Annotated in this window: 15 protein-coding genes and 1 riboswitch; of the genes, 8 read left to right on the forward strand and 7 right to left on the reverse strand. The window is 65.3% G+C overall.

Annotation, left to right across the window (positions count from 1 at the left end):
- Positions 1-79: 79 nt before the first annotated feature.
- Entirely contained in the window at positions 80-1,141 is a 1,062-nt protein-coding gene (locus G9Q80_RS07260) for a Hint domain-containing protein (protein WP_069210675.1), read from the reverse strand.
- Between the two features lie 151 nt (positions 1,142-1,292).
- Between G9Q80_RS07260 and G9Q80_RS07265 the strand changes: the two genes are divergently transcribed.
- Positions 1,293-1,589 carry a DUF6916 family protein gene (locus G9Q80_RS07265; RefSeq protein WP_074620971.1) on the forward strand — a complete coding sequence of 99 codons (297 nt, stop codon included), beginning with the start codon at positions 1,293-1,295 and terminating at the stop codon, positions 1,587-1,589.
- On the opposite strand, the gene G9Q80_RS07270 is transcribed toward G9Q80_RS07265, so the two are convergent.
- The 4 genes from G9Q80_RS07270 to G9Q80_RS07285 all read right to left on the reverse strand — a co-directional run bounded on the left by G9Q80_RS07270 (position 1,586) and on the right by G9Q80_RS07285 (position 4,682).
- Positions 1,586-2,071: a GNAT family N-acetyltransferase gene (locus G9Q80_RS07270; RefSeq protein WP_088713878.1), complete on the reverse strand. Its 486-nt coding sequence runs from the start codon at positions 2,069-2,071 to the stop codon at positions 1,586-1,588. The genes G9Q80_RS07265 and G9Q80_RS07270 overlap by 4 nt on opposite strands.
- A gap of 2 nt (positions 2,072-2,073) precedes the next feature.
- The gene (locus G9Q80_RS07275; RefSeq protein ID WP_069210672.1) at positions 2,074-2,559 is read right to left on the reverse strand and encodes a DUF6916 family protein; all 486 of its coding nucleotides are present in this window, start codon (positions 2,557-2,559) and stop codon (positions 2,074-2,076) included.
- 27 nt (positions 2,560-2,586) lie between these two features.
- Positions 2,587-3,129, reverse strand: a complete 543-nt coding sequence (locus tag G9Q80_RS07280; protein ID WP_088713877.1) for a phage tail protein — start codon at positions 3,127-3,129, stop codon at positions 2,587-2,589.
- Positions 3,130-3,491: 362 nt separating this feature from the next.
- Complete coding sequence (locus G9Q80_RS07285; protein WP_088713876.1) at positions 3,492-4,682, reverse strand: benzoate/H(+) symporter BenE family transporter; 1,191 nt, start codon at positions 4,680-4,682, stop codon at positions 3,492-3,494.
- Between the two features lie 208 nt (positions 4,683-4,890).
- Positions 4,891-5,102, forward strand: a riboswitch (cobalamin riboswitch).
- 91 nt (positions 5,103-5,193) lie between these two features.
- Between G9Q80_RS07285 and G9Q80_RS07290 the strand changes: the two genes are divergently transcribed.
- Genes G9Q80_RS07290 through G9Q80_RS07305 form a run of 4 tightly spaced genes read left to right on the forward strand, consistent with a single transcriptional unit; the run spans position 5,194 to position 8,594 of the window.
- Positions 5,194-5,913, forward strand: coding sequence for a (2Fe-2S) ferredoxin domain-containing protein (locus G9Q80_RS07290; RefSeq protein ID WP_088713875.1), 720 nt, complete (start codon positions 5,194-5,196; stop codon positions 5,911-5,913).
- Positions 5,900-6,832 carry an ABC transporter substrate-binding protein gene (locus G9Q80_RS07295; protein ID WP_088713874.1) on the forward strand — a complete coding sequence of 311 codons (933 nt, stop codon included), beginning with the start codon at positions 5,900-5,902 and terminating at the stop codon, positions 6,830-6,832. Before G9Q80_RS07290 ends, G9Q80_RS07295 begins: the two co-directional genes overlap by 14 nt.
- Positions 6,833-7,840: a FecCD family ABC transporter permease gene (locus G9Q80_RS07300; protein WP_232788122.1), complete on the forward strand. Its 1,008-nt coding sequence runs from the start codon at positions 6,833-6,835 to the stop codon at positions 7,838-7,840.
- Positions 7,830-8,594: an ABC transporter ATP-binding protein gene (locus G9Q80_RS07305; RefSeq protein ID WP_088713873.1), complete on the forward strand. Its 765-nt coding sequence runs from the start codon at positions 7,830-7,832 to the stop codon at positions 8,592-8,594. The genes G9Q80_RS07300 and G9Q80_RS07305 overlap by 11 nt, the downstream gene beginning before the upstream one ends.
- A 70-nt stretch (positions 8,595-8,664) precedes the next feature.
- Here G9Q80_RS07305 and G9Q80_RS07310 read toward each other — a convergent pair whose 3' ends face one another.
- Positions 8,665-10,914, reverse strand: coding sequence for a molybdopterin-dependent oxidoreductase (locus G9Q80_RS07310; protein WP_088713872.1), 2,250 nt, complete (start codon positions 10,912-10,914; stop codon positions 8,665-8,667).
- Positions 10,915-11,061: 147 nt separating this feature from the next.
- Positions 11,062-11,970 carry a LysR substrate-binding domain-containing protein gene (locus G9Q80_RS07315; RefSeq protein ID WP_088713871.1) on the reverse strand — a complete coding sequence of 303 codons (909 nt, stop codon included), beginning with the start codon at positions 11,968-11,970 and terminating at the stop codon, positions 11,062-11,064.
- Positions 11,971-12,084: 114 nt separating this feature from the next.
- On the opposite strand from G9Q80_RS07315, the gene G9Q80_RS07320 reads away from it, so the two are divergent.
- The 3 genes from G9Q80_RS07320 (at position 12,085) to G9Q80_RS07330 (ending at position 14,318) form a co-directional block, all read left to right on the forward strand.
- Positions 12,085-12,951 carry a pirin family protein gene (locus G9Q80_RS07320; RefSeq protein ID WP_198549946.1) on the forward strand — a complete coding sequence of 289 codons (867 nt, stop codon included), beginning with the start codon at positions 12,085-12,087 and terminating at the stop codon, positions 12,949-12,951.
- 61 nt (positions 12,952-13,012) lie between these two features.
- The gene (locus G9Q80_RS07325; protein ID WP_088713870.1) at positions 13,013-13,645 is read left to right on the forward strand and encodes an isochorismatase family protein; all 633 of its coding nucleotides are present in this window, start codon (positions 13,013-13,015) and stop codon (positions 13,643-13,645) included.
- A gap of 133 nt (positions 13,646-13,778) precedes the next feature.
- Positions 13,779-14,318 (forward strand): NADPH-dependent FMN reductase, encoded by a 540-nt coding sequence (locus tag G9Q80_RS07330; protein ID WP_088713869.1) that lies wholly within the window; start codon positions 13,779-13,781, stop codon positions 14,316-14,318.

Here is a 14,318-nt window from a genome sequence, read left to right on the forward strand (position 1 = left end):
GGGCAAGGAAAACGGCCCGGGGAGATCACTCCGCGGGCCGTCGGTCACGTCGTCGCAAGCCGGGCTTGTCCCGGTCGGCTCAGGCAGCGCGGGAGGCCAGGCCAAGTGCCTCGGCGCGCCGGGCCAGGGCATCGCGGATCGCCGGCGGCAAGTGGCGCGCGGCCGAAATGCGCGGCGCGGCCATTTCCGGGATCGCCGGCGCCTCGGCCCGCTCGGTGCCGTTGACAAAGCCTTCGCGGCCGATGAAGTCGACATAGCTTTCCGCCGCACAGCCCTCTGCCAGCAGCAGTTCATGCGTACCGGTTTCGACGTGGAAATAGGTGAAGCCGCCGGAAGGCATCTGAGCTTCGCGCGTGATGCTGCTGCCGTTGATGAGCGCCGAAGCATTCACCAGGTACCCGTCGATGCCGATGGCGTGATCGGGCGACACCAGCAGGTCGCGGGCCGGCACGTTTTCGGCCAGGGCACCGGCGCGGATGCGGATCGGGTTGACCTTGGACGGGTTGGACAGCGTGGTCTCGACCGGCTGTTCGCCCAGCCATTGCACGGTGCTGATCCCGCCCCCGGCGGTCAGCACGCGGTCACCCGCACGCAGATCCTGAACCGCTTTTTCGCCCTCGGGGGTCGCGATCCGCGTGCCTTCGAGGAAACAAAGCAGGTTGGCGGTCAGGTTGTCGATGGTGATCGTGTTGGTGCCGGGGTTGCTGGCGGTGAAGCGGATTTGGGAATAGACCGCCCCGCTGTCCGGAACGGTGATGACCTGACCAGAGGTCGTCGCGTTGGTGACGACATAGTTGCTGCCGGGCAGGAGCGCGTTGCCATTGTTCGGATCGACCGCGACGAAGGTGATGTTCCAGGTCCCGGACAGGTAGGTGCCGATGGTGAACTGCAGCCCGTTGCCCGAGAAATACTGGTTCGGCTCCGTCCCCGCGATGTTCAGCGTAAAGGCACCGCCCGTGGTGAAATCGGAGATGCTCAGCTGCTCGATCGTGTCGGGAGAGTAGGCCACGGTTTCCGTGCCCGGGTTCCCAGCCGCCGAACTGAGGACAAAGGTGATCCCCTCCTCGTCGAAGGTGATGCTGGGGGTTGCCCCGTTCGAGTTGACTAACGCGCCGCCGTCATTGAAATCGAATACCGCCATCAGATCCACCTTCTGTTTCGAGCAACAATCTAAAAGAGATTATATGGTCTTCCGCTCGCGTATTCTTATGCGGTTCGGGGGCGCTTGAAAAGCCCCCACAAGGTTGCAAGAACAGGAGAGCATTCGCCTTTGACCCCGGAGCCGCCCCGATATGGACATTGCCACGCTGACGCCTGAGAGTTTCGAGCCGTTGATCGGAGAGCCGGTCACGGTGACAACACCGGAAGGTCCGATGGAACTGCGCATCACGCGGATCGATCCCAAGGGCGATGCCCCCGAGGAGGGGATGCGCGCGCCATTCACGCTGACGCTTGTCGGGCCTGTCACCCCGATCCTGGAACAGGGGGCCTGGCCGATGGCATTGCCCGGTCTCGGAGAGACGGCCCTCTTCCTGTCTCCTTTTGCGCAGGTCGGGGACGAGACCCGCTACGAGATCAACTTCAGCTAGGGTCCGGTCTGCGGGGTCCAGCGCATCTCGAGATGCGCTCCGAGGTCGTCGACGGGAACAAAACCCAACCGGTCATAAAGGACCTGGGCGCGGACATTTCCGTGTTCGACGCTCAGTCTCAGGGGCAGGTCGGCGGTTCGGGCTTCCTGCTGTAGATTGCGCAGGAGGACCCTGCCGATGCCCTGGCCACGGAAGTCGATCAGCAGAGACAGGTCAATGGTGCGGATTCCGTCCGTCCCGCGCAAAACCCGTATCTGCCCGACGGGCCTGTCCTGATGCAGGATGATGTCCCAGTCGTGACCGGGAAAGGCCCGTGCATAGGACTGACCCTGTGCGTCGAACTGCATTTCCAGCATCTGTGTCAGTGCCGCGGGCGGCAAGGGCAGGGCGGCCAGGTCTTCCCTCGTCTCCGCGTAGAGAGCCAGTAGGAACGCCCGGTCCGCGTCGCGGACCGGGCGCAATCGCGGACTTTGCGTGTCCACGTTCAGTTCAGCACAATCTCGATGTCGGCGCCGCCCGAACGGCGCGGCACAGCCGTCATGTAGAGATCGGCGGCGCCCATGCGCGGGTGCCAGACCCGGTGCAGCCCGTCGCCATCGGCCACCAGCGGCGCGCTGTCCGGGCTGTCGAAGACAACCGTCACGCTTTCACGGCGCGGCAGATGTCTAGGGCGGTCCATGCCCGAGCGACCGGCTTCGACGGCCTTGAGCCGCAACACCAGGTTGCCGTGCTGGGGCGTGGAGATCCGGAACCTGTCACCGACCAGCGGCATTAGTTCTTCGGCGGTGGCGTCGTGCCAGCGTGGCGGGCGCAGCGCGCCGGTGGTCGCCGCCGCAGGTGCGCCGTTCAGCGCCTCGGGTCCGGCGGCCTCTCCGCGTGCAAATGCGGCCCCCGGCAGGGCGGCCAGCCCCGCAAGTGCCGCCTTGCCCGCAAGCACGGCCCGGCGCGACACTGTCAACAGAACACTCATGGCGTTCTCCTTTCTGTTCTGGCGGGCTTAGCTGCGCGAGGGGAAGATGCCCACCAGCGCGATGATGTAGTTGATCGCAAGATAGGGGTTCATGATGTTGAACGGTTGTTGGCCACCGTTGTTCTGTACCGTGACGTTCACGGCGGCCGCATCCATGACGACATCTTCGGACGGGGAGTTGGGCCGGAAGATGTTGGTGCCCGCGGCCAGGATGTTGCCCGACGGATCGGGAACCGATCCGTTGCGGCTCTCGGCCCGCATCTGCGCCGTAGCGGCGTGGTTGTGCGACGGCATGTTCGTTATGTTCAGCGTCCGGGTTTCGGCGCCGCCCTTCTGGCCCTCGCGATAGTCGGAAAGCCCGGGGCCGTGACGCGGTCCGATCGGCATCCGGCCGCGGAGGTCGGGCAAGGCGAAGGTCGTGCGGCCATCACCGCCGTAGATCGTGCCCAGGATTGAAAAAAGCGCGCTGTACTGGCTGATGGGCATAAGCTGCCCGTCGCAAAACGCCCAGCCGCGCGGAGCGAAGTTACCCGCGAAAATCGTGACCTGTCCGAGGAATGGGTCTGCCATGAGATATGTCCCTGTTTTTCGATGGTGATTATAATTGGTTGAAACATTAGGGGCTAACGCAACCCTGTGTAAAGCTTTAACACAACTATGCGTTTTGTCACCGGTCCTGGTCACACGTATTGTTTCGCTTGTGGCCCCGATGGTCGCTCGTTCTCGCTTGCGCGATTTGGCAAGTGCAGGCCAGGGCACTGGCGGCCAACCGACGCTCCGCCCCTTGCCCGGGGGCGGGCAAGGGGGAAACGACATGTTCATACGTTCAGGACCTCGGTCGAGCCGACCGTCTGGTTGGTCTCTATGGCAGGTGCGTGTTTCGTGCCGAAACACGGGCCAAGGTCGTCGTCGGGGCGGTTATGCCTTCCCGGTTACTGCTTGACGGCCGGCTCTCGCTGCAAAAACGCCTTCAAACCCCAGATGGCGACGCCTGCAAGGACCCCCCAGAATGCGCCGCTGATCCCCAACATCGACATGCCGCTGCCAGCGATCAGGAAGGTCAGGGCCGGGGCCTCCAGCTGGTCGGCGCGGGAAAACGCGGCGGTTGTCGCGGCAACAAAGGCGGGTATCAGCGCCAGACCGGCAACGGCGGTGATGACCTCTGTCGGCGCAATGCTGGCCATCGCGGTGACACCTGTCGCGGCAAAGGCGAGCGCGACATAGCAGACACCCGAGATAATGGCCGCCCAGTAACGGCCGGACGGGTCGCGCCCGGCGTCCTCTCCGGCCATCATCGAGGCGGTGATCGCCGACATGTTGACCGGGATCGCGCCGAAAGGGGCGATGAGCAGGCTGACGATGCCGGTGCTGCGCAGCAGGAAGGGGCGGTTGACGCCATAGCCGTTCAGCTCGAGCACCGCGAAGCCCGGAATATTCTGCCCCGCCATCGTGATCAGGTAGAGCGGCAAGGCCACAGAGATTGCCGAGAGCGGGGAAAAGCTGGGCGGCACGATATCGAGCACCGGGCCCCAGTTGATCGCAGACGCGTCGGTACGTGCCGACGGGTCGACCCCCAGGAACAGCACCAGGACAAAGGCTGCCACCGCAAGCGGCATCGCGGCCAGGCGATTCCAGGCCAGGCCCACGACCCAGGCCACGACGATGGGCAGGACCAGCAGTGGCAGGTTCCCGAGCGCAAGCGCCGGCGCAAGACAGAGCTTCAGCAGGACCCCGGCCAGCAGCGCGCTTGCAATCGGCTTGGGGATTGCCGCGACGGCGCGCCCCAGGCCGGGGATGACCCCTGTCAGGACGATCAGCAGGGCGCAGATGATCAGGGCACCTACCGCCTCGCCGAACCCTCCGGCCAGCATCGCCGTTGCCGCAAGAAAGGCGGCGCCGGGTGTCGACCAGGCAACCGCGGCGGGGGTGCGCGTGACGATGGGCAGCCAGATACTGCAGATCCCCATGCCGATGGTCGCAAAGAACAGGCCGGTCGCGGCCTGGGTCTCCGAGGCGCCCATTGCCGTCAGCCCGGCCAGAACGATCGCAAAGGAGGCCGCATAGCCGACGAAGGTGGCCAACACCCCCATGTTGAGTGCCGAAAACGAAAAATCCTTGATCATGAAAGGGTCCACTGCTGCCTGACTCGCGCTCCCTACTTGACCGAGGATGGCGCGAACCTCCAGATCAGACATCTTCGGAACGCAGGGCGGTTCACCGCGAAAATCGTCCCCGTGACAGCGACGGCGACCCTGCCGCGCGCAGGGACATGACTGCCGGCCGGTTTCCGCGACGGGGCGGCGAAGGTTCTGGACAGTGATGGTTTTCCATGTCACCAGTTGCGGCGATGGTGCTGCGTTCGGGTCAACCCCGGAGCGGCTGAAAAGGGAACACGGTGCGAGAGACCTCTCTCAATTCCGTGACTGCCCCCGCAACTGTAAGCGGTGAGCAACCCGTCAATCCACTGGATCGACTGCGATCCGGGAAGGGACGGCGCGCTTTGATCCGCGAGTCAGGAGACCTGCCATCAATTGATCGCAACCAATCGGGCGGCGGGCCCGAGGAGGACAAGATGACAGTTCCACAGGGCCCGGTCCCGTGCGCTTGCCTGTTTCCTCTGAACGAGGGCTGGGCATGGACGCATATGTATTCCTGATTTCAGCGAGTTACGTCAGCGCCACCCGGTTCCGCAAGCTGGCCGATGCTCTGGTTCAGGAAGCCCCGTGCCATGCGGTCGCCCTGCGTCTCGAAGGCGAGGGGCAGAACCTCTGGCGGGTGCTGGACGCCCTTGCCGCCGAGGGCGCCAGCCGGATTCAGCTGCGGCCCATCGGCTTGCCGTTTTCACAAAGCCTGGAACGGTGGCTGCCCGGGGCGGCGGCAAGCTGGTTGCACAAGCGCGGCGAAGCGGCGCCCGAGCTGTTTTTTGCGCGCCCGGCAGAGGAAGACGCCGGCTTGGTGCGGAATGCCGCGCGGGCGCGGGTCCCGGCATCGCGCATCGCCCCTTTGCCGGACGGCGAGTTGGGCAAGGGCTGGGATGCGCCGCCGGAGTTTCGCCATCACCTGCTGGTCTGTGCCGGTCCGCGTTGCCACCTCAAGGACGCGCCTCATCTGGCCGATGTTCTCAAGGCCGAACTGCGCCGGGCGGGCGTCAGCGCCGACTGCCTCGTGACGACGACCGGTTGCCTGTTTCCCTGCAACGCCGGCCCGGTGATCGTGCACTACCCCGAAGGCCATTGGTACCGGGTGACCGACGTGGCCGATGTTCGCGCGGTCGTCACCAAGGCGATCGGCGCCGGCGCAATCCCCCGACATCTTTTGATTCACAGGACCGGAGACACCCATGAACCCGTTTAAACTCAGTTTCGTCCTTGCAATGGCCGCCGGAGCGGCTGTAGCGGACCCGGTGACTGTCGAAAGCTGCGGCGCGTCCTTTACCTATGACGCGCCCCCCAGCCGGGCGATCACGCTCAACCAGCAGGCCACCGAGGTCATGCTGGCGCTTGGCCTGCAGGACCGGATGGTCGGAACCGCCTACATGGACGACGCCATCCCCGAGCAATGGGGAGCGGCCTATGACAGCGTGCCCGTGCTGGCAGAGAAATACCCCGCCGCCGAGGTCGTCCTTGCGCAAGAGCCTGACTTCCTGTTCGCGGGATTCGGTTCCGCCTTTTCCGAGGACAACCTGGGTGCCGCGCAAAAGTGGCATGACCTGGGGGTGGGCACCTATCTGGCCGATGCCTCCTGCAAGGCCGCGCATCCGAAGGACGTTCCCCTGACACAGGCCCCGATCCTGCGCGACATCGAGGTGATCGGTGACATCTTTGGCGTGGCGGACCGTGCCGACGCGCTGATCGCCGAAACCCGGGCGCGCATCGACGCGGTTCAGAATGACCCGGCGGGCGGTGGCCGGACCGCGTTCATCTATGACAGCGGGACGGATACGCCCTATTCCATCGGCTGTTGCGGCGGCCCGGCGCTGCTGGCCCGTACTGCCGGCCTGCACAGCATCAGTTCCGAGGTTCATGGCACCTGGATCGACCTTTCGTGGGAACGCGTCGTCGCCGCCGATCCCGAGGTGATCCTGCTGATCGAGGCGGATTGGTCTACTGCTGCGGACAAACGGGCCTACCTGGAAAACGATCCGGTACTGGCAGAGCTGTCGGCGGTCAGGAACGGTCGCTACGTGGTCGTGCCCTTCTCGGAGACCCTGCTTGGCATGCGCTTCGCCGATGGGGTCGAGCGTGTGAATGCGCAGCTCAAGGCATTGGACTAAGTGCCCGCCCGGTTTCCGATCCTGTTGGTCGCGACCCTTGGGGGGCTGCTGTTCGTGGCCCTGGCCGGTGTCCTTTGGGGCACGGCCCAGATCTCCTGGGCCGACCGGTTTGCCATCCTGATGCGGGATGAGACCGCCCCGCGAGGACTGTCCCTGATCGTCTGGCAGTGGCGCATACCGCGCGTCCTGGCGGTGGGGCTGATCGGGGCCGGGCTGGCCCTGGCAGGGGCGCTGATGCAGACGGCCCTGCGCAATCCGATGGCAGACCCCTACCTGATGGGGCTGTCGTCGGGCGCCTCGGCCGCTGCGGTGGCGGCGATCATCTGGCTGCCCACGGGCATGACCGACCGGCTTGGCGTGCCGCTCATCGCCTTTCTCGGGGCGGCGCTGGCCTTTTTCATGACCATTGGCCTGTCGCAGAGACGCGGCAGGATGCCCGACCCTCTGGTGGTGATCCTTGCAGGTGTCGCCGTGTCGCTGATGTTCCAGTCGCTGACGGCCTTTTTCCTCTATGTCGGTGATCCGCACGCCACCCGCAACGCGATGGGCTGGCTGATGGGGACGGCGGCGGGCACGCAATGGCATGAGGTGCCGATGCTGGGCCTGAGTCTTGTCGTGGTTGGGGCGGTCGCCCTGCGCAACGCAAACGCGCTGGACGCGACCCTGCTGGGCGAGGAACGGGCGCAGGCGCTTGGGTTTCGCATCGGCCGCATCCGGCTGTTGATCTTCGTGGCGACGGTGCTCTTGACCGGGCTGGCGGTGTCGGTGGCGGGGATCGTCGGCTTTGTCGGTCTGATCGTGCCGCATATGGCGCGGCTGCTGACCGGTGCCCGGCACCGGGTTCTGCTGCCCCTGACGATGGCCCTTGGCGCGGTGGTCCTGATCGCCGTCGATCTGCTGTGCCGGGTGCTTCTGGCGCCCGAGGAACTGCCGCTTGGGGTGTTGCTGGCGCTGTTCGCGGCGCCGCCCTTCATCCTCATCCTGCGGGGGATCCGTCATGTTGCATGACCCTGTTCGCCGGGATGCCGCCCTTTGCATCCGGAACCTGAGTGTCTTTGTCGAGGGCAGGGGCGTTGTACAGGACGCGTCCCTGTGCGTGCCCAAAGGGGAAATCCATGGCTTGCTGGGACCGAACGGCGCCGGCAAGACAACGCTCTTACGCACGCTCTACCGGGCCACGCGGCCAGCTTCGGGGCGGATTGAGGCCTTTGGCAGGGAGATGGACAGCCATAGCCACGTGGAATGGGCACAGGTGCTGGGCGCCCTTGTGCAAAGCGCGGGGTTGCTGGCGGGATTGACGCCCCGGGACATCGTGGAAATTGGGCTCGAGGCGAAAGGCCTGGGACGGGGCGAAATCCGGAGGCGCCTCGACGAGGCGCTGGGGATTGTCGGCTTGACCGACAAGGCGGATCAATCCGCCGAGCGGCTGTCCGGCGGAGAGCTGCAGCGCTGCTACTTTGCCCAGCTCCTGGCCTGCGATCCGCAGGTCTACGTGCTGGACGAACCGACCAATCACCTGGACCTGCACTATCAGCTGGTGCTGCTGGACGAGGTCCGGCGCCGGGGGCGGACCGTGCTGATGTGCCTGCATGACCTGACCCTTGCGATGCGCTATTGCCACAAGGTCTACCTGATGCAGTCCGGCAGGATCGTGGCCAGCGGAGCGCCTGCGACCCTGTTGAGCCGCGACATGCTCATGACCCACTACAGGGTGGATGCCCAGTTTCGCGGCACGTCGCTGGACGTCACCGGGCCGGTCTGACCTTCCTGCGGGACAAGAGGGCGGGCACGCCCGTCCACGGAATCATGCGTTTACCGGCCCTTGTCCGCGATCACGACAGACGCGCGACCTGCACCAGGGCAGAATGGGCGCTGCAACCCTGTCCAAGGCGGGAGGTCCCCACATCCAGCGTCAAGACGTTGGGGTTTCCGTCAGGGTCGATGTTGCCGCCCGGGTCTCCGAACCATGCCCCTGTCGGCAGGGCAACGACCCCCGGATTGATGTCGCTTGATACAGACGCCCGGGCGCGGCACGCGCCGCGTGCGTTGAAGACCCGCAGCAGATCGCCCGTGGTGATCTCGCGCGGCGCGGCATCGTCCGGATGGATGACCAGTGTTTCGGGGCGGGCACCCTCGACATCGGCAAGCGCGGCTTCAAGCTGGCTGTGAAGCTTGTCCCCCGGTTGGGGCGAAACTAGGTGCAGGGGTGCCGCCGCGCTGGCGGTGCCCAGCCATTCCGTTGGCGGCAGCCAGACCGGGTGACCGGGACAATCGTCGTATATGAAACTGTCGATTGTTGCCGAGAAAATCTCGATCCGGCCAGACGGAGTGCCAAGGCGGAACGCATCGGGATCTTCGCGGAACGGGGCAAAGAACGTGCGGTTAGGGCCCTCGGCCTTGATTGGCAGCTTTATCCAGTTGCGCTCTCGCAGCGCGTCCAGATCGGGCACGTCGATACCAACATCCGCCGCCGCGTCCCGGTACTCGGCATAGAGCTTTGAGATCCAGTCATCGGCGCTGCGGCCTTCGGTGAACTGGTGGCCCACGCCGCAGCGGTCCGCAAGCCCGCTGAATATGTCGTAATCGTCGCGCGCCTGGCCCACGGGCGGGATCAACCGTGGCATGTGGAACAGGTAGTCGTCCATATTGGTGCGGCCGATGTCCTCGCGTTCGTAGGGGGTGGTGGCGGGAAAGACGATGTCGGCGCGTTTGGCGGTCGCTGTCCACCAGGGTTCGTTCACGATGATTGTCTCGGGCCGCTGCCAGGCCTCGTGCAGGGCGTTGAGATCCTGGTGGTGATGGTAGGGATTGCCGCCCGCCCAGTAGACCAGGCGGATGTCGGGATAGGTCTTGCGTTGCCCATTGAAATCATAGGGGCGCCCGGGATTGCGAAGCATGTCGCCGATGCGCGCCACCGGGATTGTGTCCTCGACTGGGTTCGACAGTTGCGGGAAGGTCATGCCGCGCAGCCCAAGGAGCGACTTGCCAACGCCGCCAATCGCCCCGTAGCCATAGCCGACGCCACCGCCCGGCAGGCCGATCTGGCCCAGCATTGCGGCCAGGACAACCGACATCCAGTAGGGCTGTTCGCCATGTTCGGCGCGCTGCAGCGACCATGCCACTGTGATCAGCGTCCGGGTCGAGGCCATGCGCCGCGCGAGCGCGCGGATCGTGTCGGCGCCCACGCCGCACAGGGGCGCCGCCCAGTCCGGGGTCTTGGGCACACCGTCCGTATCGCCCACCAGGTAGGGCCGGAACCGTTCGAAACCGACCGTATGGCTGGCCAGGAAGGCACGATCGACAAGCCCCTCTTCCTCGAGCACATGGGCCAGCGCCAGCATCAGCGCGGTGTCCGATCCGGGCCGGACGGGCAGCCATTCGCAGCCTTCGGGCGCATCGGTGCGTTGCGGTCCTATGTTGATGCAGCGCGTGCCTCTGGTCGCCAACCGATCGAACCAGCCGGCGGTCTCGTGCTCGGTGATGCCGCCCATGCTGACTTGCGAATTCTTCGGGTTGATCCCGCCGAACATCACCAGGGTCTCGGTGTTGTCGTGGATCGTCTGCCATCCGTCCTGATGCTCGTAGAGCAACTGCAGGAAATTCACGCCCAGCACATGCGGCATGATGGATTGCGCACATCCGGTCGAGTAGCTGCCAAAGGAGGCGACATACCCGCCGATGCAATTCAGGAACCTGTGCACCTGGCTTTGGGCGTGGTGAAAGCGTCCGGCCGATCCCCAACCGTAGGAGCCACCGAAAATCGACTCGTTTCCGTGTTGGTGGCGGACGCGGTCGATCTCTGCTGCCGCGATGTCCAGCGCTTCATCCCAGGGGAGTTCGACAAACTCCTGCGCGCCCCGTCCACCGCGTTCCCGCGCCTCCAGCCAGCCACGCCGGATCGAGGGGCGGGCGACGCGGGTCTTGTGATGGACCGCGGCCGGGAGGCTGTCGGGGATCCGCGAGGGATGCGGATCCTGGGAGAACGGCCGGGTCGCAACGATCCGGTCGCCTTCCACGTCGACCTCGAAGGCACCCCAATGGCTGGAGGTTACCTTTGTCGATGGCGCGGTTTTGTCGGCCATTTGCCTTCTCCATATTGGTGCCGGGTCCTCGACCGCCCGGAAAGTACAGACTGATACGGGCGAAGATTCCCGGCATCCTGCCACATTCACGGGGCCGCCTGTACCCGCTCCCGAATGCCTTTGGCGAGACCGGCGGGCGCAAAAGGGTTACCTATCCTCCATGACCGCCGGCAATTCGCGGCGCAGAAAGTCGGCGAGGGCGTCGACCTGAGGCGGGTTGCCCCGGCGTTCGTGCATCAGCAGGCTAATCTCGGGCAGTCCGGCGACCCAGTCCGGCAAGAGACGGCACAACCGACCCGCCGCGACATCCTCGGCGCAGACATAGGCGGGCAGGGCCACCACCCCCAGCCCCGCCGCGGCGGCCTCCTTCAGGCTGACCATGTCATCGCTGCGCATCCGCGCCGCGAAGGGAACAGAGGCACTGCTGCCGCCAGGCCCCTGTAGCGACCAGCTGCTGCCCCCGGGCCGCCAGCCAAGCGCCAGACCGGGCTGGCCTTCGAGGTCCGTCGGCGATGCCCCGTCTCCGATCTGCTGCGCAAGGCCCGGGGAGCCGAACAGGTGCCAGGGGACGTCCGCGATGCGCCGTTGGATCAACCCGGAGTCCGGCAGCAACCTGACATGTCCCCGAATGGCCAGGTCGATGCCATCGCCGATCATGTCCGCAAAGTCGTTCGAGGCCTGTAGCCGCAGGACGACACGCGGGTTCTCGTCAAGGAAACGCGGCAGGATGCGGCTAAGCGCGAATTGCGCGACGCCAACCGAACTGGACAGGGTGACGGTGCCCTCCAACGCATCCTTGTCCTTGCGGACCGCTGCTTCGGCGGCGAGCATGCATTCCAGCGCCATCCTGGCATGACGGTAGTAGGCCTCGCCCGCCTCCGTCAGGGACATCTGCCGCGAGTCCCGGTTCAGAAGCCGTGTGCCCAGCGTTTCTTCGAGGCTTTTGACCTGCCGGCTGATCCGCGACTTGGGAATGCCCAAGGTCCTCGCCGCTGCCGAGAACCCCTGTTTCTCAACGACTTGCACCAGGTAGTAGGCTTGGTTGAGGTCCATCATCCGGCCTTTTCGATCACGGTTCACGTTCCAAATACAGAACGAAGGGTTCCAAGATCAACGGATTTTCGGGCGTTCGTTCCGAAAGTAGGTTCATGTTCAGCAAAGGAGGCGAATATGACCCTGCAACACAGACTTCAATCCCAAGATCCGGGCACCGCAATCATCGCGGTCCAGCACGGGGAGAAGATGACCCGGGGCGAGGGCTTCGAGGCGTTCAGTTTCATCCACCGCCAGCTTGACGGGCTGATGGACCCGCTGATCATGGTCGATCACTTCACCATGACCGCACCGACCTTCGCGCCCCATGCCCATGCCGGGCTTTCGGCGGTCAGCGTGCTCTTCGAGGACAGTACCGGCAGCTTTCGCAACCGGGATTCGCTGGGCAACGACATCGACCTGGCCCCGGGCGATCTCTACTGGCTGAAGGCCGCCCGCGGTGCCGTACACGACGAGGCGCCCACGCCGGGGTCGCGTACTCACGCCCTGCAGATCTTCGTCAACCTGCCGTCGGCGCAGAAGCTGGACGCACCCGATGCGCGCCATGTCGCCGCCACGGAGATGCCGGTGATCGAAGGCCCCGGCCATCGGGTGCGGGTGATGACCGGCCAAAGCAACGGCGTGGTCGGGGCCACCCCGCCCGCCTTGCCCTTCACCATTCTCGATATTTCCTTGCGGGCGGGCGGCAGTTTCACCCACCGCGCCGATCCCGGCGAGGCCGCCTGGCTGCATGTCGTCAATGGCGAGGTCGAGGCGGAGCTTGACGGGGTCCGCCACCGGCTGAGCAGCGACACGGCGCTGGCCATCCACGGCGCCGAGGAGATCCACTTGCTCAGCGGCGAAGGCGGACAGGCCGTGTTGCTTGGCGGAACACCCCTGCGCGAACCCTTCGTGCAAAAAGGTCCGTTCGCGATGCGCGATGCCGACCAGCTGGCACAGGTGATCGCCGCCCATGAGGCCGGTGAACTGGGCTCCATCGACTGAACCGCAGCGGCCTGTGGAATCAAAAACACCACACAACACCCTCAGAGAAAAGGAAAATGTAATGACTTATGCCAACCCCGAACCGATGACACAGGACAACACGGCCCTCGTTCTGGTGGATCACCAGGTCGGCCTGATGACCGGCGTCCGCGACTACTCGGTCGCCGAGCTCAAGCACAACGTCGTCGGGCTGGCCAAGGCTGCCAAGGCCCTGGGCCTGCCGATCGTCACCACCACGACCTCTGCCGAGATGCTTTGGGGCCCAGCCTTCCCCGAGCTGGTCGCCGCGCTGCCGGGCCATGAGTTCATCGACCGCACCTCGGTCGATGCCTGGGATGATCCGCGCGTGGCCGCGGCGATCGAGGCGACCGGGCGGCAGAACCTCATCTTTGCCGGCGTCTCGCTGGAGGTCTGCGCGGCTTTCCCGGCGATGACAGCGCAGCGCAAGGGCTACAATGCCTATGTCGCAATGGATGCCTCGGGGACGTTCAGCCAGACCAAGCGCGAGACCGGGCTGCTGCGCCTGTCGCAGGCCGGTGTGGTTGTCGCCGACGGGGCAAGCCTGATGGTCGAGATCCTCGCCGACAATGCCCGTCCGGTTGCAGCCGAGGTCTACGGCGCGCTCGACATGGACTGGGCTATGCTGGTCGGCCAGGTGCGCAGCAGTGTCGTGTCCGCCGACAAGGCCGCCTGACCCCTGCCAAGGCCGTTGGCCGTTCCCGGCAGGCCGTCCGGGGCGGCACCCTCCCGCGCTGAAAATGCCGGGCGGGCGCCGCTTCGACATGAGGAAATCCACGCAATACTCTGACATAGAAGGAAAACCATCCATGAAAATCATCGCATTTGGTGCCAGCATCAGCAAGAAATCCATCAACAAGGCTCTGGCGCAGTTCACCGCAACACTGGTCCCGGGGGCCGAGATCGAGGTCCTGGACCTGCGGGACTACGATCTGCCGATCTTCAGTACGGATCTCGAGCAGGAAATCGGTCTGCCCCCGGCGGCGCGGGCGTTCTTCGACAAGATCGGGTCCGCCGAGGGGGTCATCGTCTCCTTCGCGGAACACAACGGATCCTATTCCGCCGCCTACAAGAACCTCTTCGACTGGGCGAGCCGCATCGATCAGAAAGTGTACCAGGACAAGCCGGCGGTTTTCCTGTCGACCTCGCCGGGTCCCGGCGGTGCGGGCAGTGTGCTGGCGTCCGCGAAAGGGTCTGCCGGGTTCTTCGGGGCAGACCTGCGCGCAGCCGTTTCCGTGCCCAGTTTTCATGACGTCTTTGATGCCGCGACCGGGCACATCACCGAGAAGGACGCCCTGAAAGACCTGACCGCCGCAGCCGAGGCGCTGGCCCTGCAGGAGGTCGCTTGA

It is taken from the genome of Mameliella sp. LZ-28, from assembly GCF_012274245.1.
Taxonomy (GTDB): domain Bacteria; phylum Pseudomonadota; class Alphaproteobacteria; order Rhodobacterales; family Rhodobacteraceae; genus Antarctobacter; species Antarctobacter albus.